Here is a 10,925-nt window from a genome sequence, read left to right on the forward strand (position 1 = left end):
CCCCTTTGACCTGCCCGGATCTCCTCCCGACCGGCTGCGGGGCCGCTCGCCGTGCCACCCGTTCACCGCAAACCTGACGGTGCCTCAGGGAGCGCGGCCGGGCCGCCTGCTTTTACCTCGGTAGAGCAAGGGAGTGGACGACCTCGACCGAGGGAGCACCATGCGACGCACCGCCCGTCTGCTGACCGGGACCGCGCTGGCCGTGGCCACGGCCGGACTCGCCGTCGCGCCGGCGTACGGCGGCGCCGTCGGCAGCCTGGACGTGTACCCGTCGACCGCGGCGGCAGGCGCCCGGGTCAGCGTGAACACGGCGGCGTGCGGCGAGAAGGGGACGGCGGTCGGAGACGCCGGCTCCGTCGGCGCCGGGCAGTTCACCCTTGCGCCGAGTACGCACGAGGGCGAGGCGATCGGGCAGTTCCAGGTGCCCGAGAGCGCGCAACCGGGGACGTACGAGATCGTCGCGACGTGCGCCGAGGGGAACCGGCAGGTGACCGGGGACCTGGTGGTGGCACTGACGCCGGCCGCGGGGCAGGTGCAGCCCCACGGCAGTGTGAAGACGGGGGTCGGTGGCGCTCTTGGCTCCGACCCCGTGCAGACCGCGGCGGGCGTGGCGGCTCTGGCCGTCGCCGCCGCGGGCGGTACCTGGCTCCTGCATCGCCGGGCGAGAGGCGATGTGATCTGACGGACACCCTCCGCTGTCCGTCCGCCGGTACCGCACATCCCACCCCCTCCGGGTCCGACGCCCCTCGCGGCCCGGAGGGGGTAGGGGGTCACCTCCAGGAGAGGGGAGAGGGATTCGCATGCGCAGGATCGGGGACGCCGCGATAGCCGCCGTGAGCGTCATCGCCCTCTGCTCCGGTGTCTGGCTGCTCGGACCCGGCAGCGGACCGCACTCCCCGCCGCCCCAGCCGTCCGCCGCCGAGGGCCGCCCCGACCCCGGCGAGGAACGCCTCGAAGCCCCCGCGCTGCCTCCCTCCCCGCCCACCCGCATCCGCATCCCCGCCATCCGCGTGGACGCCCCCCTCATGGGCCTCGCCCTCACCGCCACCGGCAGCCTCGACGTCCCGCCCGCCGCGGACAAGAACCTCGCCGGCTGGTACGAGGCCGGCACCACCCCCGGCGAGACCGGCACGGCGATCGTCGCCGGGCACGTCGACAACACCGAGGGCCCCGCCGTCTTCTACGACCTCGGCGCCCTCAGACGCGGCGCGGTCATCGAGGTGGACCGGCGGGACCGGAGCGTCGCCGTCTTCAGCGTCGACGCGGTGGAGGTCTACCAGGCACGCGACTTCCCCGACGACAAGGTGTACGGCGCCGCGAAGCGTCCCGAGCTCCGCGTCATCACCTGCGGCGGCGGCTACTCCCGCACGACCGGCTACCAGGGCAACGTCGTCGTCTTCGCCCACCTGACCGGCAGCCGCTGACGACGGTCGTCGCGGCGCGTGTGCACCGCCGCTCCCCCGCGTGACCGCGTCCGCCGTCCGCGCGGCCCTCCTCCTCACCGTCCGCACCGTCTCTCCCCCGGATCCCTCACATCCATCCCCCGCCCCCGAAGAGGGCAGCGTTCCTCGTGGGAAACAGCGGTGATGCGGCCGGGTAACGTCGGCCGCGCACGCTCCTGACATGACCTCGGATACGCGCGCGGCGACGACCGGCACCGGCCGCGGGGCCACCCGCCCTGTCCGCACCGCCCGCCCCGCCCGGCGGCCCGGCGTGCAGGGTGCGCCCGGCGCGCCCGGCGTGCACGGCCCGCTCGGCGCGCACGGCCCGCTCGGCGCGCACGGTGCGCTGGGCGTGCTCGGTGGCGCCTGTGGGTCGTCGGGGGCGCCCGCTTCCGACGAGGGGCACCGCCGGTGCGGCCGCCGGGCGGCCCGTGCCGGCGAGGTACCGACCGGCCGCCGCCGCACCCCCGAGGTGAACACCGAGACCACCGGATGCGCCGGGGCCACCGGATGCGCCGGGAGCGCCGGGATCAGCGGATGCTCCGCACATGCGGACGGCAGGGCGATCGCATACGACACGCCGGTCCCGGCCGCCGGATCCCGCCCCCGCCCCCGCCCCACGGCGCTCCGGCCACAGCGCCGGCGCACTCGCCGCTGCTCGCCCCCGCCGCGCCAGCCGCTCACCCACGATGGAGGCTCCTGATGACCGCCACCCCCGGGGCCACCACCCCCACGCTCGTGCTCGTCGGTCACGGCATGGTCGGCCAGCGCTTCCTCGAAGCCCTCGCCGAGCGCGGGCTCACCGCCACGCACCGCGTGGTCGTCCTGTGCGAGGAGCCGCGTCCCGCGTACGACCGCGTCGCCCTCACCTCGTACTTCTCGGGCCGGACCCCCGAGGAGCTCTCCATGACCGACCCGGACTTCATCGACGCGCACGGCATCGAGCTGTACGTGGGCGACCCGGCGGAGACCATCGACCGGGCGGCGCGGACGGTGACGGCCAGGTCCGGCCGGGTCTTCGCGTACGACACGCTCGTGCTCGCCACCGGCTCGTACCCGTTCGTGCCTCCGGTCCCCCACAAGGACGCGACCGGCTGCTTCGTCTACCGCACGATCGAGGACCTGCTGGCGATCGAGGAGTACGCGCGGACGGCGTCGACCGGTGCCGTGGTCGGCGGCGGGCTGCTCGGCCTGGAGGCGGCCGGCGCGCTGCAGGGGCTCGGACTCACCTCCCACATCGTGGAGTTCGCGCCGCGGCTGATGCCGGTGCAGGTGGACGAGGGCGGTGGCGCGGCCCTGCTGCGCACCATCGAGGAGATGGGCCTGACGGTCCACACCGGTGTCGGCACGCAGGAGATCGTGGTCGGCGCCGACGGTGCCGTGACCGGCATGAAGCTGTCCGACGGGTCCGAACTCGCCACCGACCTGGTGGTGTTCAGCGCCGGTGTCCGCCCGCGCGACCAGCTCGCCCGGGACTGCGGCCTGACGGTCGGCGAGCGCGGCGGCATCGCGGTCGACGAGCGGTGCCGCACCGTGTCCGACCCGCGTGTGTTCGCGATCGGTGAGTGCGCGCTGGCGGCGGACGGCCGGGTGTACGGGCTGGTGGCGCCGGGGTACGAACAGGCGGAGACGGCGGCGGCGACGATCGCCTCGGACGAGGCGGCCTTCACCGGCGCCGACCTGTCCACCAAGCTGAAGCTGCTCGGCGTGGACGTCGCCTCCTTCGGGGACGCCCACGGCACCGCCGAGGGCTGCCTGGACGTCGTGTACTCCGACGCCCGTTCCGGCCTGTACAAGAAGCTGGTCATCGGCCGGGACGGCACCCTGCTCGGCGGCATCCTGGTCGGCGACGCGGACGCGTACGGCACCCTGAAGGCCCTCACCGGCTCCGTGCCGCCGGTCGCCCCCGAGTCGCTGGTGCTGCCGGCCGGCGCGAGCGGCGGCGCCCAGCTCGGACCGTCCGCGCTGCCGGACGACGCGATCATCTGCTCGTGCAACAACGTCACCAAGGGCACGATCCGCGGCGCGGTCACCGAGCACCGGTGCACGACCGTGCCCGAGGTGAAGAAGTGCACCAAGGCCGGTACCACGTGCGGCAGTTGCGTCAAGGTGCTCGGACAGCTGGTCGACGCCGAGCTGGCGGCGTCCGGCGTCGAGGTCGACAAGGGGCTGTGCGGCTGCTTCGGGCAGACCCGCGAGGAGCTGTACGAGATCGTCCTCGCGCTGCGCATCGGCAGCTACCGGGAACTGCTCGACCGGTACGGCCGGGAGGGCGCCCGGGGCGGCGACGGCTGCGAGGTCTGCAAGCCGGCGGTGGCGTCGGTCATCGCGTCCCTCGCCCCGACGATCGGCGTGAGCGGTTACGTCCTGGACGGCGAACAGGCGGCACTGCAGGACAGCAACGACCACTTCCTCGCCAACCTCCAGAAGAACGGCTCGTACTCGGTCGTCCCGCGCATCCCCGGCGGTGAGATCACCCCCGAGGGGCTGATCACGATCGGCGAGATCGCCCGCGACTTCGGCCTCTACACGAAGATCACCGGAGGTCAGCGGATCGACATGTTCGGTGCGCGAGTGGAGCAACTTCCGTTGATCTGGACGCGTTTGGTGGACGCCGGCTTCGAGTCGGGCCACGCGTACGGGAAGGCCCTGCGGACCGTGAAGTCCTGCGTGGGCTCCACCTGGTGCCGGTACGGCGTCCAGGACTCGGTCCGGATGGCGATCGACCTGGAGCTGCGCTACCGGGGGCTCAGGTCGCCGCACAAGCTCAAGTCGGCCGTGTCTGGCTGCGCCCGCGAGTGCGCGGAGGCCCAGTCGAAGGACTTCGGTGTGATCGCCACCGCGAACGGCTGGAACCTGTACGTCGGCGGCAACGGCGGTGCCACCCCGCGCCACGCGGACCTGCTGGCGAAGGACCTCTCCGACGCCGAACTGGTCAGGCTGATCGACCGTTTCCTGATGTTCTACATCCGTACGGCCGACCGCCTGGAGCGTACGTCGACCTGGCTGGAGCGGATCCCGGGCGGCCTGGACCACGTCCGGGACGTGGTGGTCGAGGACTCCCTCGGCATCTGCGAGGAGCTGGAGTCGCTGATGGCGGCGCACGTCGCCCACTACGCGGACGAGTGGGCGTCGACCATCGCCGACCCCGAGAAGCTCGCCCGGTTCGTGTCCTTCGTCAACGCCCCGGACACCCCCGACCCGGTGGTCGGCTTCGTGCCCGAGCGCGAGCAGATCAAGCCCGACCTGCCGCTGCTGTCCATCGGCCTGCGCCGCGCCGACGACACGGCGTCCGTCCTGGAAGGAAGCACCCAGCGATGACCCTGGCACCCGAGACCACCGGCCTGAAGGTCCAGCTCCAGCTGGCGGACCGCTGGTTCACGGTCTGCGACCTGAGCCTGCTGACCCCCGGCCGGGGCGTGGCCGTCCTGCTCCCGGACGGCCGTCAGGCCGCCGTCTTCCGCGACCGCGCCGACCGCCTCTACGCCATCGACAACCGCGACCCGTTCGGCGGCGCGGCGGTCCTCTCCCGCGGCCTGACCGGCACCCACCGGGGCCGCCCGTTCGTGGCCTCCCCGCTGCTGAAGCAGCGCTTCGACCTGGAGACCGGGGCGTGCCTGGACGACGAGACGGTACGGGTGACGGCGTACGAGGTACGGGCCGCCTAGAGCGGTGGCAGCGCCCCAGCGTCGGCGGATCGGCGCCGGCGGACCGGCATCGGCGGACCGGCACGGGGTAGGTCCGGCGGCCTGCAGGTCGGTGAACGGCGCACCCGGGGTGCGCGGCGGCGTACCCCCCAGGGCCGCGTAGGGTGCCGGGATGATCGGCATTCCAGAGGCACTGGTGCGGGGCACGATCGACCGCGAGGGTGACCGCGGAGCGGCATGGATCACCGAGCTGCCGGCAGTGGTGGAGGACTTGTTCCAGCGCTGGGACTGCGTGCCCGACGGCGCGGTGACGCACGGCGGTGTGGGGGTGATCGTCCCGGTCCGACTGCGGTCCTCGGGCCGCCCCTGCGTCGTCAAGGTGTCCTTCCCGCACCCCGGCAACGTCCACGAGCCGGACGCGTTCGAGGTGTGGGCGGGCCGTGGCGCAGTCCGCCTCCACCGGCGCGACGACGCCCGCTTCGCCCTCCTCCTGGAGCGCGCCCACCTGTCGCCGCTGGCGGTGCTGGAGCCCGACGACGAGACGGTGATGACGATCGCGGGCCGCCTGAACCATCGCCTCGCCGTCCCGGCACCACCGGGCCTGCCCCGGCTGCGGGACCGCGCCGACGCATGGGTGGCGGAGCTGCGGGCGAACGCCGCCGAGCTGCCCCACGCACTGCCGCCCCGCGCCCTGGACGCGGCCGTCGCCACCGCCCGCGAACTGGGCCCGGTCCAGCCGGACACCCTCGTCCACGGCGACCTGCACGCGCGCAACATCCTGCGGGCGGACCGGGAACCGTGGCTGGCGGTCGACCCGAAGGGCTGTGCGGGAGACCCGGCGTACGACGGCGGCACGCTTCTCAAGTCCCGCGCGCTGAACCTGATGGGGTCCGACGATCTCCCGAGGACCGCGCACCGCCTCCTGGAGGTGTTCGCCGAGGCCGCGGAGCTCGACCGCGAACGCGTGCGCCGCTGGGCCCAGTTGCACGCCGTCCAGGCGGCGTTCTGGGGCCGCCGGCACGGCTTCCGCATCGCGCGGTCCGGCCCCCGGCTCGACCGGATCACCCGGTTCGCGGACAGCCTCGCGGAGGCGCTGGTCGTCTAGCCGGAGACGCCCTCCCCCGCTCGCCCTCCCGTCACCGCCGCCTCGCGGTTTTCACCGGCCCCGCCCTGCCCCGGGAGGGCGCCGTCACCCCTCCACGACCCCGTACAGCAGCAGGTCGATGAGCCGGCCGGCCAGTTCGCGCTGTCCCTCGTTCGCCGCCATCAGGCTGATCCCCCCGAGCGACATCAGCACGTCACGCGCGTCCACCCCCGGCCGGGCCACCGAGGCACCCTCCGCCGCGGCCAGCAGGTGCGCGATCGCGTCGACCAGGAGCGTCCGGGTGTGCAGCTTCTCGCTCTCGTCGGTCAGGATCACCCGCAGGACGTCGGCCATCCCCTGTTTCGCCGCCATGAAGTCGATGAAGCGCTCCATCCACGTCCGCAGCGCCGCCACCGGCGGGAGCGCGGCCGCCAGTTCGTCAGCCGCCTCGCACAGGCGCCGCACCTCGTGTCGGTAGACCGCCTCGATGAGCAGTTCCTTCGACGGGAAGCGGCGATAGAGGGTGCCGACGCCGACGCCCGCACGGCGGGCGATGTCCTTGACCGAGGCGCCCGCCCCCTCGTGGGCGAACGCCGCTGCCGCGGCCTCCAGCAGCCGGTCCTCGTTGCGCTGCGCGTCCGCGCGCAACGGCCTGCGGGACGTCGCCGCGCCTTCCTCGGTGCCGGTCAACCCAGACCCCTCCTCGTCACCACCACTTGCAACCGGAACCGGTTCCGCTTACCGTCGAAGGGTCAACCGGAACCAGTTCCGGATATGAGGGTACGACGGCCCCTGCTCCCCTGCCACCGGCCGCGCCCGCAGCAGCCCCGTCCCACCACCCGCCTGGAGAACCCCGTGTCCCACCCCCTCTTCACCACCCCCTTCGGAGCCCACAGCACCGCCGGCGAGGTGCTCTCCGGCGTCGGCCTCGGCGGCAGACGCGCCGTCGTCACCGGCGGAGCCTCCGGCATCGGGCGCGAGACCGCCCGCGCCCTCGGCGCCGCCGGCGCCGAGGTCACCATCGGCGTCCGCGACCTCGCGGCAGGCGTACGGGCCGCCGAGGAGATCGCCCCGCCGAGCGGACCGGGCAGCGTACACGCCGCCCTCCTCGACCTTGCCGACCAGCGCTCCGTCCGCGCCTTCACCGACGCTTGGCAGGGCCCCCTGCACGTCCTCGTCCTCAACGCCGGCGTCATGGCCACACCGCTCCAGCGGACGCGGGAGGGCTGGGAGATGCAGTTCGCCACCAACCACCTCGGCCACTTCGCCCTCGCCACCGGTCTGCACGGCGCCCTCGCCGCGGCCCACGGCGCGCGCGTCGTCGCAGTCAGCTCGGTCGGCCACGTCAACGGCGACGTCGTCCTCGACGACGTCAACTTCGAGCGGCGTCCCTACGACCCGTGGGCGGCCTACAGCCAGTCCAAGACGGCGAACGTCCTGTTCGCCGTCGAGGCGGCCCGCCGCTGGGCCCCGGACCTGATCACCGTCAACGCGCTCAACCCCGGCCGGATCACCAGCACCCGGCTCGGCCGCCACATCGGGGACATCTCCAACAGCCCGGCCGCGTTCGACGCCACCAGCACCGACGTGTCCTGGAAGGACATCGCACAAGGCGCCGCCACGTCGGTGCTGCTCGCCGCCTCCCCACTGGTCGAGGGCGTGACCGGCCGGTACTTCGAGGACTGCGTCGAGGCCGGCCCCCACCGGCCCGGCATCCGCCGAGGGGTGGCGGCCCACGCCCTGGACCCCGGTCGTGCGGCTCGCCTGTGGCAGCTCTCCACCGACCTGCTCGCCGCCCCGGCCGCCGTCTGAGGCCCGCGCCCGTCGGCCAGGGGCCCGCGGTGCCGTCAGCCGACCCGCCGCAGCGCCTGGGGCGTGAGGTCGGCGAGGGCCGGGTAGCCGTCGACGGCCATGAGCAGGTCGGCCTCGGCGAGCAGCGCGCGCAGCACGTGGACGAGGCCCGCCTCACCGCCGAGGGCCAGGCCGTAGGCGTACGGGCGGCCCACGCCCACGGCCGTCGCACCCAGCGCGATCGCCTTGATGACGTCGGCGCCGGACCTGACCCCGGAGTCGAAGAGGACGGGCAGGCCGTCGGCGGCCTCCACCACCCCCGGCAGCGCGTCGAGGGCGGGCAGTCCTCCGTTGGCCTGCCGGCCGCCGTGGTTGGAGCAGTAGATGCCGTCCACGCCCGCGTCCTTGGCGCGGCGGACGTCCTCGGGGTGGCAGATGCCCTTGAGGATCAGCGGCAGGTCGGTGAGCGACCGCAGCCAGGGCAGGTCGTCCCAGGTGAGCGGGTTGCCGAAGACACCCGCCCAGAGCGCGACCGTGCCCTGCGGGTCCTCCTCGGGGTCACGGCCGCCGAGGAGGGCGCGGAAGACGGGGTCGCTGGTGTAGTTGGCCAGACAGTTCCCGCGCAGTTGCGGGAAGTTGCCGGTGCCCAGGTCGCGGGGGCGCCAGCCGGTGATCCAGGTGTCCAGGGTGACCACGATGCCCTTGAATCCCGCCTTCTCGGCCCGGTGCACCAGGCTCTCGGCCAGCTGCCGGTCGGTGGGGGTGTAGAGCTGGAAGAAGCCCGGGGTGGCGCCGAACTCCGCGGCCACCTGCTCCAGCGGGTCGACGCTCAGCGTCGAGGCGACCATCGGCACGCCGGTACGGGCGGCGGCGCGGGCGACGGCGAGGTCGCCGTGTCCGTCCTGCGCGCACAGCCCGATCACCCCGACCGGGGCCATGAACAGCGGCGAGGGCAGCCGTATCCCGAACAGGTCGACGGACAGGTCCCGCGCCACGGCCCCGACCAGCATGCGCGGCACCAGCCCCCACCGCTCGAACGCGCTGACGTTGGCCCGCTGCGTCCGCTCGTCACCGGCGCCGCCCGCGACGTACGAGCGCACCGACGGGGGCAGCGCGGCCTGGGCCAACGGCTCCAGCTCGGCGTACGACATCGGGAACCGCGGTAGCACTCCGCGCAGCCCGTCGAGGTAGATCTCGTTCTGGTAGTCGGCGAACGCCATGATCCGGCCCTTCCTCACGACGGAGCCCGGCGGGGTGCGGGCCCGGTGGATCGTCAAGGGGAGGATGGCGCACAACGGCGTGCCGGCGCAGGATGCGGGGCGTGAAGTCCACCCCGGTGCGGGGAGCGCCGGAGAGGGACGGCCTCGGCCTGCTCTGAGCGGCCGGCGGGTCCGGAGCGGCCGGAGCCGCCCGGAGCGCGGGTGAACGACCGTCAACGGGCTGGACGACGGCTTGACCAGGGTCTGGCTAGGCGGCCTCGGGCCGCCCCGCGGTCAGGCCCGGGTCGGGCTCCGGTGCGTCCCCGGACCAGAGGAGCTCGTCCGCCGGGAAGTCCGGGGCCTGGAAGGGCTGTGTCGTCGGAGGCGGCGACACCGCGGTGGGACGGGTGGGGTGCCCTTCCAGGGCGGAGAACAGCGAGGTGGTGTCGATGAGAGGGTCTGCCTTTCGTCACAGGTCTCCGGGCTCGGCGGCCCTAGAGCTTGGTCATCTTGGCGTACGGGCTCGGGATCCGCAGCTGCGCGGAGCCGAAGTCCACGAGCGCGGCGATGCCGTCCTCGACGCCGACGACCCGGCCGAGGCCGTACACGTCATGTGAGACCTGGTCCCCCGTCGCGAAGTGCTTGGGAGCCGGTGCGACCGGGGCCTTGAAGGGGCTGGTGGGCAGATGACGCTTCGGTGCCGCGGGTTTGGTCATGACTCAGTATGAGCCCACCGCGCACCCCCTCCGCTGTGGCCATCGGCACAGATCACCCGGAAAACCCCGTGCGCCCCACCCCTGACCTGCTGTGACCTGCTCTTTCGTGCCCCGATGAAGCCCCGGCAAATACTCGCACCACGGCGCACGAAGGGTTCAGTGTGATCGAGGGCTTGGCATGACCGAGCCTCATCTGTCACGGCAGCTGTAGTTCCGGCGCGTGTGCTGGTCAGCGGCTTGCGGGGGCCGGCGTAGTCATGGACACGGCCACCGAGGAGATGGTCGCCGGGCTGCTGGCGGAGGTGGACACGCGTAACTGCTGGACGCTGGCTGAGGCCCTCGGGCATCCAGGCCCGCACCGGCTGCAGCACCTGCTGTCACGGGCGAGATTCGGCCATGACCGGGCCCGGGAGGACATCGCCCGCCTGATCGTGCGTGAACTCGCGGGGCAGGACGTAGTACTGGTCGCGGACGAGACCGGGGACGCGAAGTCCTCGGCCGGCTGTGTCGGCGCCGGCCGCCAGTACTCCGGCGCGATCAAAGGCGTCGGACGATGCCAGGTCGCCGTGCCCCTGGCCGCGGTCACCGCGTCGGTGCGGGTGGTGATCGACCGGGTGTTGTATCTGTCGAAGGACTGGGCCGCAGATGAAGAACGTCGTGAAGTGGCCGGCGTCCCGGAGGAGTTCATGTTCGCGACGAAACTGCAGCAGACCGCCGCCATGGTCAAAAACGCGCTTGAGCCGGGTGTCCGGGCAGGCTGGTTCACCGGTGACGAGGTGTACTGCGGCCGTGGACTGCGCAAGGATCTGCGGGAACTCGGCCTCCGCTACGCGGTCGGTGTGTCTCACACGTACACGGTCACAGATGGAGCGGGCCGCAGGTGGAAGGCCCGCCAGATGATCAACGAAGTGCTGCCGCACCAGTGGATGCGCATGCGGACGGGACACGGAACGGCATCCGCGCCGCCGGAGTCGGAGAGGGTGACCTCGACGGCGGGGTACGCCTCCTGATACTCCCGCAGCAGGCCGAGCTGGTCGATGTTCCCG

At 73.3% G+C, this 10,925-nt stretch carries 11 protein-coding genes; 8 read left to right on the plus strand and 3 right to left on the minus strand.

Annotated features, from left to right (window positions below; all coding sequences use genetic code 11):
- Positions 1–160 precede the first annotated feature (160 nt).
- The 6 genes from AB0M11_RS34670 (at position 161) to AB0M11_RS34695 (ending at position 6,194) form a co-directional block, all read left to right on the plus strand.
- Positions 161–682, plus strand: a complete 522-nt coding sequence (locus AB0M11_RS34670) for a hypothetical protein (RefSeq protein WP_365712121.1) — start codon at positions 161–163, stop codon at positions 680–682.
- Between the two features lie 118 nt (positions 683–800).
- Positions 801–1,424 (plus strand): class F sortase, encoded by a 624-nt coding sequence (locus tag AB0M11_RS34675; RefSeq protein ID WP_365712122.1) that lies wholly within the window; start codon positions 801–803, stop codon positions 1,422–1,424.
- Between the two features lie 199 nt (positions 1,425–1,623).
- Positions 1,624–2,145: a hypothetical protein gene (locus AB0M11_RS34680; protein WP_365712123.1), complete on the plus strand. Its 522-nt coding sequence runs from the start codon at positions 1,624–1,626 to the stop codon at positions 2,143–2,145.
- A complete protein-coding gene (nirB, locus tag AB0M11_RS34685) occupies positions 2,145–4,763 on the plus strand; it encodes a nitrite reductase large subunit NirB (RefSeq protein ID WP_365712124.1) in 2,619 nt (872 codons plus the stop codon). Before AB0M11_RS34680 ends, nirB begins: the two co-directional genes overlap by 1 nt.
- On the plus strand, positions 4,760–5,110 hold the full coding sequence (gene nirD / locus AB0M11_RS34690; protein ID WP_365712125.1) for a nitrite reductase small subunit NirD: 351 nt from the start codon (positions 4,760–4,762) through the stop codon (positions 5,108–5,110). The genes nirB and nirD overlap by 4 nt, the downstream gene beginning before the upstream one ends.
- Positions 5,111–5,261: 151 nt before the next feature.
- Positions 5,262–6,194: an aminoglycoside phosphotransferase family protein gene (locus AB0M11_RS34695; RefSeq protein ID WP_365712126.1), complete on the plus strand. Its 933-nt coding sequence runs from the start codon at positions 5,262–5,264 to the stop codon at positions 6,192–6,194.
- Positions 6,195–6,278: 84 nt separating this feature from the next.
- Here the strand turns inward: AB0M11_RS34695 and AB0M11_RS34700 are convergent, their stop codons facing one another.
- Positions 6,279–6,863, minus strand: coding sequence for a helix-turn-helix domain-containing protein (locus AB0M11_RS34700; RefSeq protein ID WP_365712127.1), 585 nt, complete (start codon positions 6,861–6,863; stop codon positions 6,279–6,281).
- A gap of 165 nt (positions 6,864–7,028) precedes the next feature.
- Between AB0M11_RS34700 and AB0M11_RS34705 the strand changes: the two genes are divergently transcribed.
- Positions 7,029–7,985, plus strand: coding sequence for an SDR family NAD(P)-dependent oxidoreductase (locus AB0M11_RS34705; RefSeq protein ID WP_365712128.1), 957 nt, complete (start codon positions 7,029–7,031; stop codon positions 7,983–7,985).
- A gap of 35 nt (positions 7,986–8,020) precedes the next feature.
- Here AB0M11_RS34705 and AB0M11_RS34710 read toward each other — a convergent pair whose 3' ends face one another.
- A complete protein-coding gene (locus AB0M11_RS34710) occupies positions 8,021–9,184 on the minus strand; it encodes an alpha-hydroxy-acid oxidizing protein (RefSeq protein ID WP_365712131.1) in 1,164 nt (387 codons plus the stop codon).
- A 473-nt stretch (positions 9,185–9,657) separates the two neighbouring features.
- Positions 9,658–9,879 (minus strand): hypothetical protein, encoded by a 222-nt coding sequence (locus tag AB0M11_RS34715; protein ID WP_365712129.1) that lies wholly within the window; start codon positions 9,877–9,879, stop codon positions 9,658–9,660.
- 257 nt (positions 9,880–10,136) lie between these two features.
- On the opposite strand from AB0M11_RS34715, the gene AB0M11_RS34720 reads away from it, so the two are divergent.
- Positions 10,137–10,889: a transposase gene (locus AB0M11_RS34720; protein ID WP_365712130.1), complete on the plus strand. Its 753-nt coding sequence runs from the start codon at positions 10,137–10,139 to the stop codon at positions 10,887–10,889.
- Positions 10,890–10,925: the final 36 nt, after the last annotated feature.

Source organism: Streptomyces sp. NPDC051987, assembly GCF_040680735.1.
Taxonomy (GTDB): Bacteria; Actinomycetota; Actinomycetes; order Streptomycetales; family Streptomycetaceae; genus Streptomyces.